A 22,255-nucleotide genomic window follows, 5' to 3' on the forward strand; every position below is an offset into this window, starting at 1 on the left:
CTCGCGGAAACAGCCGGGCGATCCCGGCGGGCGCCATCCTATTCTTATTGCGAATGATTCGCAATACGGAATTTTCACAAGGGGTGTGATGGGTGTCCAGCAACCGAAAACAGCCGACGTTGGTCGGCTGTTTCGGACGCATTGCAGAGGAGGCCTGCGTGTCACCCCGGGTGTGGTCGGGAGCCGGCCAGCGGCCGGCACTACCGCTGCCGAAGGCGTCAGCCGCGCGGCTTGGTCGGGTTGAGCTGGTTGCCGAAGAAGATCGCGTTCAACAGCAGGCGCTCGGTGCCATGCCAGTACTTGCGGTGCGCCGGGTCATCGGCGAACAGCACCACGTTGCCCTGCCCCTGCGGCGATACCAGCAGCCAGGCCGCACCGGCGACACGGCTGCGGTTGCGCTCGGACAGATACCCATTGACCTTGGGCGCTTCGTCGATGCGTACCACCGTGGAGAACGGGTTGCGGCTGGGCTGGAAGCTCAGGCCGTTTTCCTTGTTCACCGCCAGCTGCCGGCGCGGCACGCCGAAGCCCAGCGGATGCGTGGTGTCCACGTCGGCGCTGAGGATGTTGCCGCTCACGCGCTCGATCGCGGCGATGTCGCGCTGATCGCCAAAGGCGCGTCGTGCCGCCTCCGGTTCCTTCTCCTCCGGCCCCAGCACTTCGTCGCTGAGCTTCTGCTCGATTGCCCAGCGCGCGGCGGTGCCGTAGGTGATCAACGTGCCGCCAGCATTGATCCAGCGCTTGAGCGCGGCCACGGCGGTGGCATCGACGCCACCGTAGGTGCCCCCGGCCAGGACAATGGTGGTGTAGCGATCCAGAGCGACCTTGCCGAGCTGGGCCGGATCGATCTTGCTGGCCGGCAGTTGCAGGTGCTGATCAAGCAGGAACCAGGCCGAGCCGATCTCGGTGGCACTCACGCCCTCGCCCATCACCAGCGCGACCGCCGGCTTGCGCAGTGCCTTGACACTGTCGCTGCCCAGATCGATACCCCCACGGCTCTGCCCGCTGGACAGCGCCTGGATATGCACGCCACTGCTGCGTGCCGCGGCGTCGACCGCCGCGAGCAGTTCGGCACCGGCCAGCGGCTGGCCCGCCACCGGCACCACCACGCTGCCGTAGCCGAACGACTGCTCGCCCTGCGCGGTGGCTGCCGTGAACGGCTGGAACGCGGCGCGGGTCAGCAGGCCCTTGGCCTGCAGCGCGTACAGCGCGCGGCTGGCGTTGTAATCGCGCCAGTCAAACACGTAGGCATAGCCTGCCTGGCCACCGACCACGCCGCCGTTCGCGTCCGGCACGCTGGCCACGCGCTCGCCACCGGCAATCCGGCTGCGGCTGGCGGCGAATGCGACGCCGTAGGCTGGTGCGATCGCATAGGAGGTGCTGCCGTAGAACACATCGCCCTTGATCGGCGGGGTGTCGGCGAAGATCGAATGGACGAGGCGGAACTGCGGCTGCGCGGCCTGGACCACGTAGGCGCTGCCCGGCTCGAAGCGTTGGCCGTCCACCGTCACCGGGGCGCTCAATGCCTGAACGGTGATCTGGTGCTGCAGCAGCAGATCCAGCAGGCGCCGGGTCAGGCCCGGATCGGCCGCGTCGCCGAACACGAACGACTTCACCGGCTGCTGGTTGGCCTGCTTCAGGGCCGACTGGAAGAAATCCTTCTGCAGCTTCAGCAGCCCGTCGCGCTCGGTGACCGCGCCGCGCACGGTGCCCAGGCCGGTGGCCACCTGGTTGCGGATGGTGAAGCCGAAGGTCAGCAGGCCGTTGACCGATTCCTGCACGCGGCCGCGCGAGCTGGCCTGCTCCACGGTCACCCCCACCGCACCGTGGAAGTCCGGGTAGGTCGAGCCATAGACCGGCGAGAAATTATCGAAGTTCTCCCCGGTGTAGTACAGCGAGCCCAGCGCATCCAGCGACTGTGCGTGGTACTTGGCCAGGGTCTTGTTGAACGCATACGACGAGGCCGGGATGAGCGGGCTGTGCATGCTGGCCGGCGACGGTTCGAAGTAGTAGGTGCTGTCCTTGCCCATCTCGTGGAAATCGATCTGGACGTTGGGATACCACTGGTGGAAGTACGCGATCTTCGGCCGCGTGTCCTGCTGGGTCAGCGCCAGCCAGTCGCGGTTGAGGTCGGTGAAGTAGTGATTGGTGCGGCCCTGCGGGAACGGTTCGACATGTTCCTTGTCGGCCGGGTCGGCCGAGGCCGGCGAGGACGCATACGCATTGTGCCAGCTCGCCGCGCGGTCACGCCCGTCCGGGTTCTGTGCCGGATCGAACAGCACCACCGCCTGCTGCAGCCACTGCGCGGTTTCCACACTGCGGTTGGCGACCAGGTAGTAGGCGGTGAGCATCGCTGCTTCACCGCTGGAGGTTTCATTGCCGTGCACGCTGTAGCCCAGCCACACCACCACCGGGCTGCTGCCGGCGGCCGAGAGCGGCTGCGCCGGATCGGCCAGGGTGACGTGCTGGCGCCGCAGCGCCTCCAGGTTCTGCAGGTTCTGCGCCGAGGTCACCGTGGCGATCAGCAGCGGGCGGCCCTCGTAACTGCGGCCGATCTGTTCGACCTTGATCTTGTCCGAGTGTTTGGCCAATTCGTTGAAGTAGGCCACCAGCTGGTCGTGCCGCGTGTAGCGGCTGCCGATCTCATAGCCGAGGAACTGCTGCGGGGTGGGAATGGACGGATCGAACTCGCCGCCCTGCGGGAAGAAGTACGCGCTCTGCGCGAACGCTGGCGCGGCCAGCAACCACAACGCGCCCACCAGCCAGGTGATGGGACGTGACACGACACGATGCAAAGACACAGCAGTTCCCCATGAAGCGGGCCGGCATCTCCGCCGGCCCCGTTGGATGCGCACGCTCCGGTGCAGCCAGGTGCCGGGCCGGCGCGAAGGCGACCGGCCCGCAGGTTCAGAAGCGGTAGTCGAAGCCGACCGTGAAGTAGCGCCCGCGCAGGTCGTACTGACTGAAGTCGTACGGCGCGCGGATACCCGGGAACGAGGCGTCGTACGGCGGTTCCTCATCGGCCAGGTTCTGGATCTTTGCGTACAGGGTCAGCTTGTCGATGCCGGTGTAGCCCAGGTACAGGTCGAACTGGTTGTAGGCATCCACGCGATCCTGCACGGCGGTGGCCGCGGCGCTGGCCTTCTGGTCGTAGCCGCTGGTGTAGTACCAGGTCAGCGCGGTGCGGAAATCGCCATAGCTCCAATCGAAGGTGGTGGTCGCCTTGTTCTTGGGCAGGGTGGCGCCGAGGTTGCTGCCGGCGTAATCCACCAGCGGACCACCGACCACGGTGGGGCGGCTGTAGTCGCGCACGTGGGTGAAGGCGGTGCTCAGGCCGAAGTCGCCGGCACGCTCGGTCGGGAAGCGCTGGCGCAGTTCGACATCGAAGCCGGAGGTCTTCAGCTCGCTCAGGTTCTGATAGCGGTTGTAGACCGCCAGCAGCTTGCCGCGCTCATCGCGCAGCACCGCACCGGGCACGTCATCGGTGACCAGGGTCTGGGTGTTGTTGGTGCCTACCAGGTTCTCCAGCTCGATGCGGTAGTAGTCCACGCTCAGGCTGGTGTTGGACCACGGCGAGAGCACGATGCCGGCATTGAAGCTCTTGGTGCGCTCGGGCTTGAGATCGTTGTTGCCGACAGTGAAGAAGGTCGGGTTCTGCCGCGAGCCCGGCACGTCCGGATCACGCGGATCGATCACGCTGCCGTAGGCGATGCTGGTGCTGTTGGAATTCTCCGACAGCGACGGCGCACGGAAGCCCTTGGAGGCGGCCGCGCGCACCAGCAGGATGTCCCACGGCTGCCAGCGCAGGCTCAGCTTGGGCGAGAAGGCATCGCCAAAATCGCTGTAGTGATCGGCCCGCGCGGCGGCCTGCAGTTCCAGGCGCTCGGCCAGCGGCACGTTCACTTCGGCATAGGCCGCGGTCACCTTGCGCTCACCGTGCACCTCGGCGATCGCCGGGCGGATCTGCAGGCCCGCATCGATCTGCCAGGGATTGTTGGAATCGAGTTTTTCGCGGCGCCACTCGGCACCGGCGGCAAAGCCGATCTCGCCGGCCCAGGTGTGCCCGATCGCACCGGAGATCTTGGCATCCACGCCCTGCAGCACCGACTCGGCCGGGCGCAGCGTGCTGATGTTGATCGCGTTGAGCACGTCCTGCGGGGTGGCCGCGGGATTGAGCAGGTTGTAGCTGCCGGTGGCCAGCGCATCGGCCAGCGCATAGCGGTTGGCGAAGCCGCCGGAGACGGTCTCGCGCTCACTGCTGCGCGCACCGAATGCACCCACTTCCCAGTCCCAGTTCTGCAGGCTGCCGCGCAGCCCGACCAGGCCGCGGTAGGCCTGCGAGCGGTTGGTCTTGATGGTCGCACCGAGGTTGAAGAAGGTGTACTCGATCGGCACGGCGCGGCCGTAGGGGTTGTAAGGGCTGCTCGCCGGCAGATTGGAGGAGACCGGCTCGGCCAGCCCGGTATCGGCGTTGAGCGCGAAGCGGCCGCTTTCCAGGGTGAAGAACGGGCTGCTGCCGAACCAGGAGACGCCCTTGATGTCGCTGTAGAGCACTTCACCGAAGGCTTCGACGTTGTCGTTCACCCGGAAGGTGCCGTTGACGTAGGCCTGGTAACGCTTGGTCGAGGGGATCAGCGTGGTGTACGGCGCCTGGTTGAAGCCGCAGGTGTTGCCGGCCAGGCCATCGATCGGCGCGCTGGCGACCAGGGTGGTGCCCTCCGGGCAGTTGCCGTTGGCATCGAGCATCGGCACCGAGGTGCCGTTGACCAGATAACGCGCACCCTTGGCCGACCAGCCGTTCCAGCGGCCGCCGGGCTTGTCCGTGTAGATGCCCGACTTGGTCAGGTCGCGCTGGTCCTGGTCCAGGCGCTCGCGGTTGTAGCCTTCCAGGCTGACCAGGATGTTGTAGCCATCCGTGTCCAGATCACCGATGCCGCCGATGAACTTCAGGTTCTGCTCGTCCAGCCCGCCCTGGTCGGCGTTGCCGAGGCTGCCACCGAGTTCGGCGCCCTGGAAATTCTGCCGGGTGATGATGTTGACCACGCCGGCCACCGCGTCCGAGCCGTACACCGCCGAGGCGCCGTCCTTGAGCACTTCGATGCGTTCCACGGCGACCAGCGGCAGCGCGTTGAGGTTGACGAAGGTGTCCGACAGGCCGCCGGCCGGGAAGCCGTAGTTGGCCAGGCGGCGGCCGTTGAGCAGTACCAGCGTGTTCTTCTGCGACAGGCCGCGCAGGCCGATGCCGGCCGAGCCGGAGGCCCAGCCGTTGTTGGTGGTTTCGTTGTTGGCGTTGCCGGTGTTGGCCGAGATCGAGCGCAGCAGGTCGGCGACGGTGGCCTTGCCGGTCTCCTCCAGCTGCTGGCGCTCGATCACCTGCACCGGGTTGGCCGACTCGGTATCGGTGCGCTTGATGTTGGACCCGGTGACCCGTACGGCGGCGAGGGTCTTGCTGTCGCCGGCGGCGGCGGCATCGGGGGCGGCGTCGGCGAACGCGGTCAAAGGCGTTGCCAGAGCGACGGACAACGCCGCTACAAGAAGAGTGGGCTTGGGCATGAACTTCAGTGGGGTGGTGGACGACAAGTTCCGCAGTAGTCCATGTCTGGCTGAACCACGGCCAATAACATCTCTTCATACGGATATAAGAGAAACTAACATCTCTTCATCCGGATGGAAATGTTTTCGTTAGCAACAATTAACGGCCTGGCGCTGCCGCACCCCCGGCCCACCGCTACAATGCGGCCATGGAAATCTTCAAAGTCTTTACCCTCGAGGCCGCTCACCACCTCCCCAATGTGCCGCCGGGCCACAAGTGCGCGCGCCTGCACGGCCACTCGTTCCGGGTGGAACTGAAAGTGGAGGGCGAGCCAGGTGAGCAGACCGGCTGGATCATGGATTTCGGCGACGTCAAAGCCGCCTTCCAGCCGATCTATGACCGCCTGGACCACCACTACCTCAATGACATCCCCGGTCTGGAGAACCCGACCAGCGAGCGGCTGGCGGCCTGGATCTGGAACGAACTCAAGCCGGCCCTGCCCGAGCTGAGCGAAGTCACCGTGCACGAAACCTGCACGTCCGGCTGCCGCTATCGCGGTTGATTGGCGGCGCGCGGGTGCACAGCGCGGTAGAGCCGACCGTTGGTCGGCTGCCCGCCAGTCATCGCGGCCCCCGACCCACGCAACCCATTGATCGGAAAGCGGTTCAGTTGAAACCGGACCACAACTGGCAATGAAATGTTGCAATGCAATATATTCGGCGTATGCTGCATTGCATCAACGTTCTCGAGCTGTCCTGACCATGGCGTCCGCGTTCACCGATTCCTTCAGCGACTACACCCGCCAGCTGGCCGCCACGGCCACGCGCGCCAACCGGCTCGCGCTGGAAAATGCCGAAAGCATGTTCGGGGTGCAGTTGAAGACGCTGGAGAAGAACATCACCGCCACCAGCGGGTTCTTGGGTGAAATCGTGCAGTCACAGGATTCCGGCACGCTGCAGTCGCTGCTGCCCAAGGGCGCGCAACTGGCACGTGACAACCTCGCCCGTTGGACCAGCGCCAGCCAGGAAGTGGCCGGCCTGGGGTTGAAGGCCTCCGAAGCCTTCAGCGAACTCGCCCGGCAGCCGTTCGCGGCCGCCACGCCCAGCGCGGGCAAGACCCGCGGCTGAGCCGGACAACATCGAATTTGCGTGGGTCCCTCCCCCCACGCAATCCCAGACCCGACAGAACCCTCCCTCTGTCGGGTCTTTTTTTGGGCGCTGTTACCGCGCCGCCGGCAACGAGAACACGAACAACGCCCCTTCCGGGCTCTCCAGCAGGCGGATCTCACGCCCGTGCAACTGCACGATGCGATGCACGATCAGCAGGCCCAGACCACCGCTGTCCGGCCGCTGGCTGCTCAACGCCGGCATCGCGGTAAACAGGGTGGCGCGGCGTTCGGCGGCAATGCCCGAGCCAGTATCGGCCACGCTGACCTGCACCTGGCCATCGGCCGCGCGCAGGGTGACCGTGATGCGCCCGCCTTCCGGCGTATGGCGGATCGCGTTGTCGAGCAGGTTGGTCAGCACCCGCTCGATCAATGCCAGGTCCGCGATCACCGGCGGGATACCCGGCGGAATGTCGGCGCTGAGTGTCTGCCGGCGGGACTCGGCCGCCAGCTCGAATTTCTGGAACACATCCTGGATCAGATCCGGCAGCGAGAACGCCTGGCGGTCCAGTACGACACCGCCGTGTTCGAGCCGGGCCAGCTCGAACAATGCCTGGGCCAGGCGCCCGACCTTGTGGCTCTGCGACAGCGCGATCGAGAGATAGCGCTGGCGCTCGTCGGCGCCCAGCGTGGCGTCTTTGAGGGCCAGCGTTTCCAGATACCCGTGCAGCGAGGACAGCGGCGTGCGCAGGTCGTGGGAGATATTGGCCACCAGCTCGCGCCGCTGCAGGTCCTGTTGGCGCAACTGTTGCCATTGCTCGCCCAGGCGCTGGGCCATGTGACCAAAGCTGTGCTGCAGGATGGCCAGTTCATCGCGCTCTCCGCTGCGCAGCGGCGCCGGCGGCGGGGCGGCATCGGGGGTGGCGGCATCGACATCGAAGGACTGGATGCGCCGGGTCAGCTGGCGCAGCGGGCGGGTGACCCAACGGAACGCGACCAGGCCGGCCAGCAGGCCCACCACCGCGACGATCGCCAACGACCACAGCGTGGTGCGCAGCGTACTGTTTGCGGCGATGTTGGCCGCCAGTGCTTCGCGCTGTTCACCGACCAGCACCACGTAGATGTAGCCGGCCTGATGCCCCTGCACCCACAGCGGCGCCGCGTTGAACACCTTGCGGCCGGTGGCGCTGCGCGGGTCATCGCCGAGGATCGGCAGCGGCTCGTCGCGCAGCAGCGCCTTTACCGGTGCCAGATCGACCCGGCTGCGCTTGAGATGACCGTCCGGAGCATCGTGGCCGAGGATGCGGCCCTGGTCGTCGAGCAGGTACACCTCCACGCTCGGGTTGACCGCCATCAGCTTGCCGAACAGTGCGCGCACTTCGCCGTTGCGCATGCCGCGGCCATCCATCAACTCGCCACTGCGCGCGATGTGTTCGGCCAGCCCGCGCGAGAGGCGCTGTACGGTTTCCTGCTCATGCACCGTGGTGCTGCGCATCTGGATCCACACCAGCGCGCCACAGCACAACAGCAGCAGCGCGAAGAACACCGCGGACAGGCGCTGCGACAACGTGAGCCGGATCATGCGCCGCCCCCTTCGTTGCCATCGACCAGTTTGTAGCCGCGCCCCCAGACCGTCTGGATGCGCTGCGGATTGGCCGCATCGCGCTCGATCTTGTTGCGCAGCCGGTTGATGTGGGTGTTGACGGTGTGCTCGTAGCCGTCGTGCTGGTAGCCCCAGACCTGGTTGAGCAGGTCCATGCGCGAATACACCTGGCCTGGATGACGGGCGAAGAAGTAGAGCAGGTCGAATTCGCGCGGGGTCAGTTCCAGTGGCCTGCCCTCCACCTGCGCCGTGCGTGCGACCGGGTCGATGCGCAGCCCGGCCACCTCGGTTTCACCGGCATCGATGCGCGCGTTCTGCGCCATCGCTTCCACGCGGCGCAGCAGTGCTTTCACGCGGGCGACCAGTTCCAGCATCGAGAACGGTTTGGCCAGGTAGTCATCCGCGCCGAGCTCCAGCCCGAGGATGCGGTGCACTTCGCTGGCGCGCGCACTGGTGATGATGATCGGGGTGTAGCGCGTCATCGCGCGGGCGCGCTTGCAGATCTCCAGGCCGTCCACGCCGGGCAGCATCAGGTCCAGTACCAGCGCGCTCCAGGGCTGGCCTTCGAGCAGGGCCAACCCCTCGTCGCCGGTGGCGGCATGGGTGACCTCATAGCCCTCGTCGCGCAGGTGCATGCGCAGCAGGTTGGCGATGTGGACATCGTCTTCGACGATCAGGACACGCTTGGCGCTGCTCATCGGCTCGGGGGGCGGCAGGAGGGCATGAGGCATTGTCGGCGGATCGCGACCGGAATGTGTCACGGAAAATTTAACCCTGCGTGAGGATTCGTTGACCGGGCCGGGCGCAGCATGGCCGCATCGTTCCCGTACCCGGAGATCGGCCATGCGCTACACACGTCGCAATGTGCTTGGAATGGGTGGCATGGCGGCCGCGGCCGGCCTGTTCGGCCTGACTGCCTGCAGCGGCCCTGCCCCGGCGGCCCCTGCCGCGCCTGCCGCGCCTGCGCGCCAGTTCGAGGTGATGCGCAGCGATGCGCAGTGGCGCGAGCAGCTCACCCCGGCCCAGTACAGCGTGCTGCGCCGGCAGGGCACCGAGCGGCCGTTCAGCAGCCCGCTCAACAAGGAACACCGGCGCGGCACCTTCACCTGTGCGGGGTGCGCGTTGCCGCTGTTCTCCTCCTCCACCAAGTTCGACAGCGGCACCGGCTGGCCCAGCTTCTGGGCGCCGCTGCACGATGCCGTCGGCGAAGACCGCGACACCACGCTGGGCATGGTCCGGGTCGAGGCGCACTGCCGGCGTTGCGGTGGCCACCTCGGCCACGTCTTCGATGACGGCCCGCGCCCGACCGGACTGCGCTATTGCATGAACGGCGTGGCCATGAATTTCGTCGCGGCCTGAGCGCCGCACTCCCCTGCGTCATAGAAGGACCTCTCCATGCTTCTGCTCGTGCTGGCCTACCTCGGTGGCGTGCTCACCATCCTCAGCCCCTGCATCCTGCCGGTGCTGCCGTTCGTGTTCGCACGGTCCGACCGCCCTTTCCTGCGCAGTGGGCTGCCGCTGCTGATCGGCATGGCGCTGATGTTCGCCGTGGTCGCCAGCCTGGCGGCGGTGAGCAGCCAGTGGGTGGCGCAGGCCAACCAGATCGGACGCCGGATCGCGCTGGTGGTGATGGCGGTGTTTGCGCTGGCGCTGCTGTGGCCGGCGCTGGCCGACCGCCTGCTGTCCCCGTTCCAGCGGCTGGGCGCGCGGCTGAGCGCCTCGGCCGATGCGGCCAGTGATGCCGGACGCGGGGGCGTTGGCACCTCGCTGCTGATCGGCATCGCCACCGGCCTGCTGTGGGCACCGTGCGCGGGTCCGATCCTCGGCCTGATCCTCACCGGCGCGGCGCTGCAGGGGGCCAGTGTCGGCACCAGCGGGCTGCTGCTCGCCTATGCACTGGGCGCGGCCACCTCGCTGGCCCTGGCGATCTGGATCGGCGGGCGTGTGTTCGCCGCGCTCAAGCGTCGCCTCGGCGTGGGGGAGTGGGTACGCCGCGGGCTGGGCATCGCCGCATTGCTGGCGGTGGTCGCCATCGCGATGGGCTGGGATACCGGCGTGCTGACCCGGCTCTCCACGGTCAGCACCGCCAAGCTGGAACAGGGCCTGCTTGACGTGCTGCCGGCACAGCAGCCTGCTGCCGGTGCCGCGATGACGAGCGCGGCCAGTGGCGCCGGTCAGCCGCTGCCGGTGGAAGGCACCCTTCCCCCGCTGGCCGGCGCCACCGGCTGGCTCAACAGCCCGCCGTTGGATGCGCAGGCGCTGCGCGGCAAGGTGGTGCTGGTCGATTTCTGGACCTACTCCTGCATCAACTGCCTGCGTGCCATGCCCTACGTGCGTGAGTGGGCCGAGCGCTACCGCGACCACGGGCTGGTGGTGATCGGCGTGCACGCGCCGGAGTTTGCCTTCGAGCGCAACCTGGCCAACGTGCAGCGCGCGGTGAAGGATCTGAAGGTCACCTACCCGGTGGCGATCGACAACGACTTCGCCATCTGGCGCGGCTTCAACAACAAGTACTGGCCGGCCCACTACTTCATCGACGCGCAGGGCCGGATCCGTGCGCATCACTTCGGTGAGGGCAACTACGCACAGTCCGAGCAGATCATCCGCCAGCTGCTGCGCGAGGCCGGCAACACGCTGCCCGGTGACGATGCACCGGTGGCGATGACGCTGGATGGCGTGGCGCGCCAGGCCGACATGGGCAACCTCAAATCGCCGGAGACCTACCTCGGCCATGCGCGTGCCGAGAACTTCGCCTCGCCCGGCGGCCAGCGCCAGGATCAACCCGCCGACTACGCCGTGCCTGCGACGCTGCAGCACAACCAGTGGGCCCTGGCCGGGCGTTGGACCGTGGGCAACGAAGATGCCCGGCTGGAAACGGGCGGCGGCCGCATCGCCTTCCGCTTCCATGCGCGCGACCTGCACCTCGTGTTGGCCCCGGGCGAAGACGGCAAGCCCGTGCGGTTCCGCGTGCGCATCGATGGGCACGCGCCGGGCCCTGCGGCCGGTGGCGATGTTTCCGCCGACGGCGACGGCGTCGTGGATGAAAACCGCCTGTATCAGCTGATCCGCCAGTCCGGCGACGTGCAGGAGCGCACCTTCGAGATCGAGTTCCTCGATCCAGGCGTGCGCGCCTACGCCTTTACGTTTGGTTGAGGAGCCATCGCATGAAGATCGCATTCGACAAACTCGTGGCCGGCGGCATCGCCGTTGCCATCGCGGCACTCACCGCCAGCGTGGTGGTGGGCCTGGATCGGCCCGCACAGGCTGCCGCGGCCGCTGCGACGGTGGCCGTGCCCGCACCGGCCGGCAAGGCGGACCTGCGCCAGCCGGGCGTGAAGCGCGCCCAGGTGGTATTCGCCGGCGGCTGCTTCTGGGGCGTGCAGGGCGTGTTCCAGCACATCAAGGGCGTGGATAGTGCGCTCTCCGGTTACATCGGCGGCAGCGCGGCGAACGCGACCTACCCGCGCGTCGGCAGCGGCGGCACCGGGCATGCCGAGGCGGTGCAGGTGACCTACGACCCCTCGCAGGTGAGCTACGGCCAGTTGATGCAGGTGTTCTTCTCGGTGGCGCACGATCCGACCCAGCTCAACCGGCAGGGCCCGGACCGCGGCACCCAGTACCGCTCTGCGGTCTATGCAGACGACGCCGCCCAGCGCGATGCCACCCGCGCCTACATCGCCCAGCTGCAACAGGCCAGGACCTACGCCGCGCCGGTGGTCACCCAGGTCGACGGCGGCAAGCCGTTCTTCGCCGCCGAGGGCTACCACCAGAACTACCTCACGCTGCACCCCGAATCGCTGTACATCCGTATCAACGACCTGCCCAAGGTGGTCGCGCTGAAGCAGCAGTACCCGGCGCTGTACCGCGAGCAGCCGCGCCTGGTGAGCACCACGATTTCGGCCCGCTGAGCGCGCTCGGGGAGGAGAAAAAACGCACGGCACACAGTGACCTGCCGTGCGCGGGGGAAGTCGCAAGACCGCATGGTAGGCTGGCGCCAGACGCGGATACAGATGCAGATGACTGGCATCCGCACGGTTACAGATTCTGTGGATGCAGCTGCCGATGGCGACCAACCTCTACCAATCCCTGGCCGATGAAATGGCCGACGCGATCCGCAGCGGACGCTTGCCGGTCGGCGCCCGCCTGCCCTCGCTGCGCGGGCTGGCCACGCAGCGCAGCCTCAGCCTCAACACGGTGATCGCGGCCTATCGGCAGCTGGAAGACGCCGGGCTGGTGCTGCCGCGGCCCAAGGCCGGCTTCGTGGTCAGCCCGCGCCTGCCCGAACCCACGCAGTCGCTGCGGCAGGCACCGTCGCCGCCGAGCGCACCCGCCCAGCAGGCGATGATGGCGCGCGTGCTGGCCGCGCAGCAGCAGCCGGGCATCGTCGATCTGGCCTTCGCCGGCCCGCGCGGCAAGCGCTTCTATCCCGGCGCGCAGCTGGCCCGCAGTACCGCGCAGGTGCTGCGTCGTGCCGCCACCACGGTGGAGACCTACGCACGTCCCAACGGTGCGGCGCGGTTGCTGGCGCAGATCGTGCAACGTGGGCCGCGGCTGGGGCTGCACACCACGGTGGATCGGCTGGTGCTGACCCATGGCGCGATGGAAGCCCTGCAGCTGGCCCTGCGCGTGGTGACAAAACCCGGCGATGCGGTGGCGATCGAAGCGCCCTCGTACTTCAACATCTACCCGCTGCTGCGCAGCCTGGGCCTGCGCGCGATCGAGCTGCCGACCCATCCACGCGACGGGCTCGATCTGGATGCGCTGGAAGCCCTGCTCGAGGCCGGGGGCATCGCCGCGATCATGGCCATGCCGACCGTGCACAATCCGCTCGGCGGCAGCATGCCGGTGCCGAACAAGCAGCGCCTGGCCGCACTGGTGAATCACTACGAGGTGCCGCTGATCGAAGATGCGGTCTACGCCGAACTGCAGTTCAAGGAGCCGCTGGAACCGCTGGCCAAGAGCTTTGATCGCGATGGCTGGATCATGGTCTGCAGTGGTTTCTCCAAGACACTGGCCCCGGATTACCGGATCGGCTGGCTCGACGGAGGTCGCTTCGCTGCCGATATCCAGCTGCTGAAATTCCATTCCTCCGGCGCCGAATCACGCCTGCTCGGCGATGCGGTGGCCGCATTCCTGGAGGCCGGAAACTACGAGCACCACCTGCGTGGGCTGCGCCGGCTCTACAGCGACCAGGTGGCCCACGTGCGTGGGCTGATCGCCCAGCATTTTCCGTCCGGCACCTCGGCCACCCAGCCGACCGGTGGCTTCCTGCTGTGGGTGGAACTGCCCGCGGCGATCGATGCCGGAAACCTGTTCGAGCAAGCGCTGGCCGAAGGCGTGGTGTTCATGCCCGGCCAGGTCTACTCGCGCGGTGCGCGATACCGTCATTGCCTGCGCCTGTCGTGCTGCCAGGAACTGGATGCGCGCTTCGTCGGTGCCATCGCCACCGTCGGCCGGCTGGCCAACGCGCTGCAGGCGCGCGCGGCGGGCTGACGCTCAGAACACCAGGCGGTCTGCCAGGCTCGCCGGATCCGCACCCGGCGCATACGGCAGGCGGCCCCAGCACGGCATCGGCAACCGCGCCTTGAGCAGCGCGACATTCTCATCGCGGCGCGCCATCGCCGGGTCCACCTCGTTGGCGATCCAACCGATGCAGTGCGCGCCGCGGGCCGCGATCGCCTCGGCGGTCAGCCGTGCGTGGTTGAGGCAGCCCAGCCGCAGCCCGACCACCATCACCACCGGCAGCTTCAGCGCCTGCACCAGATCACTCTGGTCCAGCGCGGCCGACAGCGGCGCCAGCCAGCCGCCGACGCCCTCCACCACCACCGTGTCCGCGCTGGCACGCAGGCGCGCGAAGGCAGCTTCGATCGGCGCCAGCGACAGTTGCACGCCCGCTTCTGCCGCGGCGATCTCCGGCGCGAGCGGCTGCTCCAGCGCAAAGGGGTTCAGGTCCTCGTACCCGGGCGTCGGCACGCTGGCGGCCAGCAGGGCGGTGGCATCCTCGTTGCGCAGGCCCTGCGGGGTGCGCTCACAGCCGCTGGCGACCGGCTTCATGCCCACGGCCGTGCCGCCATGCCGGCGCAGGGCATGCAGCAGCACGCAGCTGCTGAAGGTCTTGCCGATGCCGGTATCGGTACCGGTGACGAACAGGGCGGCGGGCAACGGCGCAGGCAGGGACATGAAGGACGACCAGGGCTGGAAACGCGTCATTATCCGCCGTCCCGGCAGCGCCGCGGTGCGGTCTGCTGCGTTCCGCCGGCCCCGGCGCAGGCGGGCGTGCGGCTTGGTAGACTGCGGCCATGTTCGATACCTCCACGCTTACCGGCAGCAAGCCGGAACAGTACGGCCAGCTGCTGGCCCAGGCCCGTGCCCTGGTGCATGGCGAGCGCGACCGCATCGCCAATGCGGCCAACCTGTCGGCGCTGGTCTACCACGCCCTGCCGCACCTGAACTGGGTCGGCTTCTACTTCTTCGACGGCAAGGAGCTGGTCGTCGGCCCGTTCCAGGGCCTGCCCGCCTGCGTGCGCATTCCGCTCGACAAGGGCGTGTGTGGCGCCGCCGCCTCGCAGCGGGTTACCCAGCGCATCGAAGACGTGGACGCCTTCCCGGGCCACATCGCCTGCGACTCGGCCTCGCGCTCGGAGCTGGTCGTGCCGCTGGTCCACAACGGCAACCTGGTCGGTGTATTCGATCTGGACAGTCCCTCGCTGGCGCGCTTCGACGCCGAGGACCAGGCCGGCCTTGAGGCGATCGCCGCCGTGTTCGTCGAGGCTCTGGGATGAGTGGCGCCAAGCTGCGCAACATCGGCCCGAAGAGCGCAGCATGGCTGCGCCAGGTCGGTCTGCGTACGCCGGAAGACCTGGTGGCGGTCGGCGCCGTGGGTGCCTTCGTCAAGGTGCGCCGTGCCGGCTTCAAACCGAGCCTGAACCTGCTCTATTCGCTGGAAGGCGCGCTGCAGGACTGCCACTGGCAGGAACTGCCGGAAGCACGCCGCACCGTGCTGGTGGCCGAGTACGAGGCCATCATCGCCGAGCAGCCGCTGAAGAAGGCGCCGCCCGCGTCCGGCCCGGTCTACGACCGCACGGTCGAGCATCGCGACGATGAGGGCGATGACGCACCGCCGTTCGAGAGCGACGACGAGCCTCGCTGATCCGCACGGACCGACGCATCGTCGGTCCTGCGCGCTTCATACCTGCTGCAGTTCCAGCAGCTCACCCCAGAGTTGATCGTCTTCGCGCTCCACGCGCAGCCGCAGCCGCGTGCCGTGGTCGATGCGCAGCGCCCAGCACATTGCCATCGGCAACCCGCAGACCTGCGACAGAACGATGCGCAGCGGCCCGCCATGGCTGACGATCAGGGTCGGCACCGGGTCCGGATCATCCAGCAGCCGATGCAGCCCACGCGCGATGCGGCGCTCGAAGTGGCCCCAGCTTTCCCCGTGCGGCGGCGGGTTGGCGTGCGGGTCCAGATGGAACGCCGACAGCGCGTCCATCGGCAGCGCCTCCAGCGCGGCACCATCCCAGTCGCCGAAATCCAGCTCTTCCCATTCCTCGTCAGTGTCCACCCCCCGCCCGAGCGGGGCCGCCAGCGCTTCGGCGGTGCGCACGGCGCGCTGCCGTGGCGAGCACAGCACGCGCTCCCAGGACAGCGCCGCGTAGCGCGCGCACAGCGCGTCGGTGGCGCCCTCATGCAGCGGTGGATCGGTGCGGCCATCGAGATGGTCGTCGCGGCCGGTGCTGGCGTGGCGGATCAGGTCGAGGATCATGCCGGGCCCCCTCTGCTGCCCGCTGCGGCCGGCCGGTGAGGGTCACGGGCGTCGGTACCGGGGTGCTGCAACCACGTCGGGGTCATGGAGATCACATCGAAAAAGCGAGGCGCATTCTAACCGGTGCGCTCCACCGGCCCGGCCGATGGCTTAGACTGCGCCCACTTTCAGGTGACCCGGGGCTGCAATGCCGCCGGGTTGAAACGGGAAGCCGGTGACGCGTCAGGCCTCGTGCCCCGCCGCCACTCCGGCGCTGCCCCCGCAACGGTAAGCGAGGAAACACCAGGCAACACGCCACTGTGCTCCGGCATGGGAAGGCGCCTGGCACGATGGCACGGCCATCGACCCGCGAGCCCGGAGACCGGCCTGGAAGACGACTGGTTGCGATGCGGCGGGCATGGCGGCGGCAAGCAGGCGCCTGCGCGTCCGCCCACCGTCGAACTCCCTGCAGCGCGATCATCCCCACCCCTTGCCGCGCGGGCGTGCGCGGTGCATGGAGTCATCGATGAAGCTGCAGATCCAAGTCCTTTCCCTGGCCGTGTTGTCGGCCCTGCCCCTGCTGGCGTCGGCCCAGGACGAGGCGACCGCGCTGGACCAGGTACTGGTCACCGCCACCCGCACCCCGATCGCCCTGCAGGACAGCATCTCGCCGGCCCAGGTGATCGACCGCGCCGAGATCGAGCGCAGCCAGGCACCGTCGCTGCAGGACCTGCTGCGCGGCCGGGCCGGCATCAACCTCAACAACAGCGGTGGCCTGGGCAAGCAGAGCTCGCTGTTCCTGCGCGGCACCAACTCGGCCCACACCCTGGTGCTGATCGACGGCGTGCGCATCAACACCGGTGACCTCGGCCTGGCCATGATCCAGGACCTTCCGCTGGCACAGATCGAGCGCATCGAGATCGTGCGTGGCCCGCAGTCCAGCCTGTACGGCGCCGACGCGATCGGTGGCGTGATCCAGATCTTCACCCGCCGCAATGCCGGCCAGTTCGCCCCGCACCTGCAGCTCGGCGGCGGCAGCAACGGCCTGCGCGAGGCCAGCGGTGGCTTCGGTGGCAGTGGCGAGCGTGGCTGGTTCGGCACCGACATCGCCTACCAGCACACCGACGGCATCAACGCCTGCCGCGGCTCCGTCTCGCCGTTCGCCGGCTGTGGCGCCAATGAGCCCGACCGCGATGGCTACCGCAACCTGTCGATGAGCCTGCGCGGCGGCTATGCGCTGACCGATACGCTGAGCCTGGAAGGCACCGCGCTGCGCGCCGAAGGCGAGAACCACTACGACGGCTACTACAACTACTCCGAGACCCTGCAGCAGGTGCTCGGTGGCAAGCTGCGCTACACCCCCAGCGCGCGCTTCAACCTGACCGTCAATGTCGGCCGGGCCGACAACGAATCGGACAACTTCAACGGTGATACCTGGCTGGGCAACGCGCAGACCCACCGTGACAGCGCCTCGGTGCAGGCCGATATCGGCATCGCCGATGGCCAGCTGCTGAGCGCCGGCGTGGACTGGAGCCAGGACAACCTGGACGGCAGCAGCGCCGGCTATCTGGTCGACAGCCGCGACAACACCGGCGTGTTCGTGCAGTACCAGGGCCGCTTCGGCGCGCACCACCTGCAGGCCAGCGTGCGCAACGACGACAACGAGCAGTTCGGCAACCACACCACCGGCAGCCTCGGCTGGGGCCTGGAGCTGGGCGGCGGGTTCCGCCTCAACGCCAGCTACGGCACGGCGTTCAAGGCCCCGACCTTCAGCGACCTCTACGACCCGTGGAGCGGCGTGCCGACCCTGGACCCGGAAAAATCCAAGAGCGCGAACGTCGGCATTGCCCAGCAGGGCGACGGCTGGCGCTGGGGCCTGGACGTGTACGAAACGCGCATCGATGATCTGATCACGTACGACGCGACGACCTTCATGATGTCGCAGGTCGAGAAGGCCCGCATCCGCGGCGCCGAACTGACCGGTGCGATCACCGTGGCCGGGTTCGACCTCAATGCCCAGCTCAGCCACACCGATCCGCGCAACCGTACCGACGGCAGCGCGCAGTTCGACAACTGGCTGGCCCGCCGCGCCCAGAACACCGCGCGCCTGGACGTGGATCGCCGCTTCGGTGACTTCCGCGCCGGCCTCACCGCCAACGGCGCCGGCAAGCGTTACGACGATGCGGCCAACACCGTGCGCCTGGGTGGCTATGGCACCGTGGACCTGCGCCTGGAATACGCGCTGAGCCGCGACTGGTCGGTGCTGGGCCGCGTCAGCAATGTGTTCGACCGCGATTACGAAACCGTTGCCTGGTACAACCAGCCGGGCCGCGAGTACCGCCTGAGCGTGCGTTACCAGCCGAAATAAGCGCACGGGACGGCGGCACCGCTGCCGTCCCGCCCTCGGCAGCTGCCGACCATTGGTCGGCACAACCATTGAACCTGGTAGGTGCCGACCGTTGGTCGGCACACGCGCATTAGAGCGCCAGCAGTTCCCGCAGATCGCCCATCACGGCCACTGCCTCGACATTGTCCAGATCCAGCCCGCGCGGATAGCCATAGCGCACCAGCGCCACCGGCATGCCTGCATCCACCGCGGCGCGGTAATCGGTGATCGAATCACCCACCATCAGGGCCGCCTCGACGGCCACCTCGAAGTGCGCCGCGATATGCCGCAACGGCGCACCACTGGGCTTGCGTTCCGGCAGCGAATCTCCGCCCAGCACCAGCGCGAACTGATCCTGCAACCCGAAATGCTGCAGCAACGGCGCCACCAGCGCCGACGGCTTGTTGGTGCAGATCGCCAGCGTCACCGCGCGTTCGCGCAATGCGGCCAACGTGTCGGTCACACCATCAAACAGACGTGGGCTGCGCAACAGGCACGCCTCGTAGTGCCGCATGAAACCGGGCATCACCTTGTCCAGATCGACGGCGCTGCCAGCCGCATCGAATGCCTGCTCCACCAACCGGCGCACACCATCGCCGATCCAGGTCAGCACGGTGGCCTCGGGCACGCGCGGCAACTGCCAGTCCTGCAGCGTGCGGTTCAACGCCTCGGCGATATCGGCTGCGCTGTCCACCAGCGTGCCATCCAGATCGAACACCACCAACGGATACGGGTAAGACAAGGCAATGCTCACTTCCACAGCAGGGGAGGGCCATTGTACGGAGGCGCGTGTGTGATGCCGATGCATGCCCGGGTAGCGCCGCGCTTACAGCTGCGCCAGGAATTCCGGGCTGGCAAAACGTTCCACCAGGAAATCCAGGAAGCTGCGCATGATCGTCGGCAGCTGCCGGCGTGACGCATATACCGCGTGGATGCCCAAGCCTTCCACTTCGTAATCGGGCAGCACCTCGATCAGCTCGCCACTGCGGAGCAACGGGGCGATCTGGTACGTCGGCAACATCGCGATGCCGGCGCCGGCACGCACCGCTTCGAGCAGCAGCGACGCTTCATTGGCACTGATGTTGCCGCCCACCGCCACCGCGATCTTCCGTCCGTCGCGTTGCAGGTGCCACACGCTCTTGCCGACATAGTGGTGCGTCAGGCAGTTGTGCGCGGCCAGTGCGTCGGCGGTGGTCGGCGTGCCGTGCTCGGTCAGGTACGACGGCGCCGCGCACAGCACCGAACGGCACGGCGCCAACGGCCGCGCGATCAGACTCGGATCGATCGCGCGCGAAATGCGCACCGCGATGTCCACTCGCTCTTCGACCAGATTCACCACCCGATCCACCAGCAGCAGTTCCACGCGCGTGAGCGGATGCCGCTTGACGAACGCCGCCACCGCCGCCGCCAGGTGGATCTGCCCGAAGGAGACACTCGCGGTGACCCGCAGCAGCCCGTGCGGCTCGGGGTTGTCCGTGGCCAGCTCACCGCGCAGCTCATCACCGATCGCCAGCATCTGCCGGAACCGCAGCAGCGCGGCCTCGCCCGGGCCGGTCAAACTGATCCGGCGCGTGGTCCGGTGCAGCAGCCGCGCGCCCAGCCAGCGCTCCACCTCGGCCAGATAACGGGTCACCATCGCCCGCGACATCTCCAGTGCCTCGGCCGCTGCGGTCAGGCTGCCGCGCTCGGCGACCTCGACGAACACGTTCATGGCGGTCATCCGGTCCATTTGATCGATCCGTGCAACAAATTAGGCCGTTATACGCGGTTTTTCGTTCGATTCCAGAGGCATACGCTGGCCTTCCTTCCTCAACGGACCTGCCCCATGAAAATCGCGCTTGTTGGTGCCACCGGCAATATCGGCCGTGAAATCACCCGCCAGGCCCTCGCCCGCGGCCATCAGGTCACCGCCATCGTGCGCCGCGAGACCGACCTGCCGGCCGAACTGGAGGGCGCCCAGCTGGCCGTCGCCGCGCTGGACGATACCGATGCCCTGGCAGCCGTGATCGCCGGCCACGACGTGTTGGCCAGCGCCTTCGGCCCGCGCCCGGGTGATGCGCCGAGCACCGTGACCACCACCAGCGCCGCGCTGGTCAAGGCAGCCCGCCAGGCCGGCGTACCGCGCTTCATCATGGTCGGCGGTGCCGGTAGCCTGGAAGTCGCCCCGGGCGTGCAACTGGTGGACACCGAGGGCTTCCCGGATGCCTACAAGCCGGTCGCCCTGGCCGCGCGCGAGACGCTGAAGCAGCTGCAGGCCGTCGACGACCTGGACTGGACCTTCTACTCGCCCGCCGCCGAGATCGGCCCCGGCCCGCAGCGCGGCGGCTCCCGCACCCAGGCGAAGAATTTCCTGGTCGGTGCCGACGGCCACAGCCGGATCAGCTACGCCGACTACGCCGACGCCTTCGTCAGCGAGATCGAAACCCCGCAGTACGTGCGGCAGATCGCCACGGTTGCGTACTGACCAGGCCGCCGATGTGAAGCAGCCGACCAACGGTCGGCTCTACCGGCCCCGGGGTCATGTCGGGGCCGTATCGCCCCGGTGCGATGCCGGGGCCGCACTGCACAGGACTTCTTGAAATGCCGAACGTTTCCCGCACCACCCTGGCCCTGGCGGTGGCGCTCGGTACCGCGCTCACCGTCAGCCCACCGGCCATCAGCCACGCCGCTGCGGCCACCGCCGAAGCCCACGCGCTGCAGGTGCAGCCCTACCACCCCGGCGACGAGGCGCTGTTTTCGGTCGCGTCCACCCTGATCACCGGCCGCCACGACGCCATCCTCGTGGATGCCCAGTTCGCCGCCACCGATGCCGCGCAACTGGTCCAGCGCATCCGCGCCTCCGGCAAACGGCTGACCACGATCTACATCAGCCACGGCGACCCCGACTACTACTTCGGCCTGGCCACCCTGCAGGACGCCTTCCCCGACGCCCAAGTCCTCGCCACCCCCGCAACCGTTGCCCACATCAACGCCACCCAGGCCGCCAAACTCGCGTACTGGGGCCCGCAGATGGGTGCAGGCAAACCCACCCGCATCGTCATCCCCAACACCCTCGACGGCGACACCCTCACCCTCGAAGGCCAACCGATCAGGATCATCGGCCTCACCGGTCCCACCCCGGACCGCACCGTCCTGTGGATCCCCGCCCTGCGCACCATCCTCGGCGGCATCCCGATCGTCGCCGGCGAGCACGTCTGGATGGCCGACACCCAAAGCGCCCAATCGCACGCGCACTGGCTGCAGACCCTGGCCACCCTCAAAGCCCTGAAACCCACCCGCGTCATCCCGGGCCACTACGCAACGGGTGCCGCCCTGGACATCAGCGCCGTGGATTTCACCGCCGACTACATCCGCGCCTTCGACGAAGAAACCGCACGCAGCAACGACGCCAACGCACTGATTGCCGCGATGAAAAAACGCTATCCGACTCTGGCGGGCGAGAGCTCGCTGGAACTGAGCGCAAAAGTAGCCAAGGGTGAAATGCAGTGGCCGTAAGGGCGCATTCGTAGAAGCCCAACGTCATTGCGCACATTGAAAAGCGCGACGCGTTTCCTCTCTGCGCACCGACCCAGTGTCGGAGGGACGGCGCGGGTGGGGTATCCGGGACCGTGTGTTGCCATGGATGGCAACACACGAGCCTACATGGGTGAAGGCGCATTGCTTGCGAGGCACTGCCTCGCATGCGACTGAACGCACAGCCGCCAGCGGCTGGGCCGGGCCGCGGAGCGGGACTTGCAGCGGGTCCCGCTACCCCACCCGCGTCGTCCCAAACCCTCATCACCCGAACACCAGCGCATCCGCCGTTGACGTTGACGTTGGCGTTAGCGTTGGGGTCAACGCTGATATCGATCTTGAAAAAGGCCAAAAAAACGACCAACTACACA

At 67.8% G+C, this 22,255-nt stretch carries 19 protein-coding genes and 1 riboswitch; of the genes, 11 read left to right on the plus strand and 8 right to left on the minus strand.

Annotated features, from left to right (window positions below; translation table 11 throughout):
• Positions 1–218: 218 nt before the first annotated feature.
• Both ORK51_RS04415 and ORK51_RS04420 read right to left on the minus strand, forming a co-directional pair.
• A complete protein-coding gene (locus ORK51_RS04415; RefSeq protein ID WP_429000609.1) occupies positions 219–2,801 on the minus strand; it encodes a M14 family zinc carboxypeptidase in 2,583 nt (860 codons plus the stop codon).
• 106 nt (positions 2,802–2,907) lie between these two features.
• A complete protein-coding gene (locus tag ORK51_RS04420; RefSeq protein WP_266084320.1) occupies positions 2,908–5,553 on the minus strand; it encodes a TonB-dependent receptor in 2,646 nt (881 codons plus the stop codon).
• 188 nt (positions 5,554–5,741) lie between these two features.
• Here ORK51_RS04420 and queD point away from each other — a divergent pair, with 188 nt between their 5' ends.
• Positions 5,742–6,095: a 6-carboxytetrahydropterin synthase QueD gene (gene queD, locus ORK51_RS04425; protein ID WP_266084291.1), complete on the plus strand. Its 354-nt coding sequence runs from the start codon at positions 5,742–5,744 to the stop codon at positions 6,093–6,095.
• A 199-nt stretch (positions 6,096–6,294) separates the two neighbouring features.
• A complete protein-coding gene (locus ORK51_RS04430; RefSeq protein WP_266084295.1) occupies positions 6,295–6,660 on the plus strand; it encodes a phasin family protein in 366 nt (121 codons plus the stop codon).
• A gap of 93 nt (positions 6,661–6,753) precedes the next feature.
• Here ORK51_RS04430 and ORK51_RS04435 read toward each other — a convergent pair whose 3' ends face one another.
• Both ORK51_RS04435 and ORK51_RS04440 read right to left on the minus strand, forming a co-directional pair.
• Positions 6,754–8,220 (minus strand): sensor histidine kinase, encoded by a 1,467-nt coding sequence (locus tag ORK51_RS04435; protein WP_266084297.1) that lies wholly within the window; start codon positions 8,218–8,220, stop codon positions 6,754–6,756.
• On the minus strand, positions 8,217–8,939 hold the full coding sequence (locus ORK51_RS04440; RefSeq protein ID WP_070426551.1) for a response regulator transcription factor: 723 nt from the start codon (positions 8,937–8,939) through the stop codon (positions 8,217–8,219). The genes ORK51_RS04435 and ORK51_RS04440 overlap by 4 nt, the downstream gene beginning before the upstream one ends.
• Positions 8,940–9,084: 145 nt before the next feature.
• On the opposite strand from ORK51_RS04440, the gene msrB reads away from it, so the two are divergent.
• The 4 genes from msrB to ORK51_RS04460 all read left to right on the plus strand — a co-directional run bounded on the left by msrB (position 9,085) and on the right by ORK51_RS04460 (position 13,734).
• Positions 9,085–9,600 carry a peptide-methionine (R)-S-oxide reductase MsrB gene (gene msrB / locus ORK51_RS04445; RefSeq protein ID WP_266084299.1) on the plus strand — a complete coding sequence of 172 codons (516 nt, stop codon included), beginning with the start codon at positions 9,085–9,087 and terminating at the stop codon, positions 9,598–9,600.
• Positions 9,601–9,636: 36 nt separating this feature from the next.
• Positions 9,637–11,394: a cytochrome c biogenesis protein DipZ gene (locus ORK51_RS04450; RefSeq protein ID WP_266084301.1), complete on the plus strand. Its 1,758-nt coding sequence runs from the start codon at positions 9,637–9,639 to the stop codon at positions 11,392–11,394.
• Between the two features lie 11 nt (positions 11,395–11,405).
• Complete coding sequence (msrA, locus tag ORK51_RS04455) at positions 11,406–12,149, plus strand: peptide-methionine (S)-S-oxide reductase MsrA (protein ID WP_070426548.1); 744 nt, start codon at positions 11,406–11,408, stop codon at positions 12,147–12,149.
• Positions 12,150–12,303: 154 nt separating this feature from the next.
• Positions 12,304–13,734: an aminotransferase-like domain-containing protein gene (locus tag ORK51_RS04460; RefSeq protein ID WP_266084304.1), complete on the plus strand. Its 1,431-nt coding sequence runs from the start codon at positions 12,304–12,306 to the stop codon at positions 13,732–13,734.
• 3 nt (positions 13,735–13,737) lie between these two features.
• Here the strand turns inward: ORK51_RS04460 and bioD are convergent, their stop codons facing one another.
• Positions 13,738–14,421 carry a dethiobiotin synthase gene (gene bioD, locus ORK51_RS04465; protein ID WP_266084306.1) on the minus strand — a complete coding sequence of 228 codons (684 nt, stop codon included), beginning with the start codon at positions 14,419–14,421 and terminating at the stop codon, positions 13,738–13,740.
• 119 nt (positions 14,422–14,540) lie between these two features.
• Here bioD and ORK51_RS04470 point away from each other — a divergent pair, with 119 nt between their 5' ends.
• Positions 14,541–15,023 (plus strand): GAF domain-containing protein, encoded by a 483-nt coding sequence (locus tag ORK51_RS04470; protein WP_046273812.1) that lies wholly within the window; start codon positions 14,541–14,543, stop codon positions 15,021–15,023.
• Entirely contained in the window at positions 15,020–15,391 is a 372-nt protein-coding gene (locus ORK51_RS04475; RefSeq protein WP_046273811.1) for a TfoX/Sxy family protein, read from the plus strand. The genes ORK51_RS04470 and ORK51_RS04475 overlap by 4 nt, the downstream gene beginning before the upstream one ends.
• A gap of 36 nt (positions 15,392–15,427) precedes the next feature.
• Here ORK51_RS04475 and ORK51_RS04480 read toward each other — a convergent pair whose 3' ends face one another.
• The gene (locus ORK51_RS04480; protein ID WP_266084310.1) at positions 15,428–16,006 is read right to left on the minus strand and encodes a histidine phosphatase family protein; all 579 of its coding nucleotides are present in this window, start codon (positions 16,004–16,006) and stop codon (positions 15,428–15,430) included.
• A gap of 152 nt (positions 16,007–16,158) precedes the next feature.
• Positions 16,159–16,390, plus strand: a riboswitch (cobalamin riboswitch).
• Positions 16,391–16,511: 121 nt separating this feature from the next.
• On the opposite strand from ORK51_RS04480, the gene btuB reads away from it, so the two are divergent.
• Entirely contained in the window at positions 16,512–18,353 is a 1,842-nt protein-coding gene (gene btuB / locus ORK51_RS04485; protein ID WP_261997642.1) for a TonB-dependent vitamin B12 receptor, read from the plus strand.
• Between the two features lie 109 nt (positions 18,354–18,462).
• On the opposite strand, the gene gph is transcribed toward btuB, so the two are convergent.
• Entirely contained in the window at positions 18,463–19,113 is a 651-nt protein-coding gene (gene gph / locus ORK51_RS04490; RefSeq protein WP_266084313.1) for a phosphoglycolate phosphatase, read from the minus strand.
• An 84-nt stretch (positions 19,114–19,197) separates the two neighbouring features.
• Positions 19,198–20,100 carry a LysR family transcriptional regulator gene (locus tag ORK51_RS04495; protein ID WP_266084315.1) on the minus strand — a complete coding sequence of 301 codons (903 nt, stop codon included), beginning with the start codon at positions 20,098–20,100 and terminating at the stop codon, positions 19,198–19,200.
• Between the two features lie 96 nt (positions 20,101–20,196).
• Between ORK51_RS04495 and ORK51_RS04500 the strand changes: the two genes are divergently transcribed.
• Both ORK51_RS04500 and ORK51_RS04505 read left to right on the plus strand, forming a co-directional pair.
• Positions 20,197–20,835 (plus strand): NAD(P)-dependent oxidoreductase, encoded by a 639-nt coding sequence (locus ORK51_RS04500; protein ID WP_266084316.1) that lies wholly within the window; start codon positions 20,197–20,199, stop codon positions 20,833–20,835.
• A 116-nt stretch (positions 20,836–20,951) separates the two neighbouring features.
• Positions 20,952–21,866 carry an MBL fold metallo-hydrolase gene (locus ORK51_RS04505; RefSeq protein WP_266084317.1) on the plus strand — a complete coding sequence of 305 codons (915 nt, stop codon included), beginning with the start codon at positions 20,952–20,954 and terminating at the stop codon, positions 21,864–21,866.
• The last annotated feature ends 389 nt before the right edge of the window (positions 21,867–22,255 follow it).

The sequence above is a fragment of the Stenotrophomonas sp. RIT-551 genome (assembly GCF_026241915.1).
Taxonomy (GTDB): Bacteria; Pseudomonadota; Gammaproteobacteria; order Xanthomonadales; family Xanthomonadaceae; genus Stenotrophomonas; species Stenotrophomonas bentonitica_A.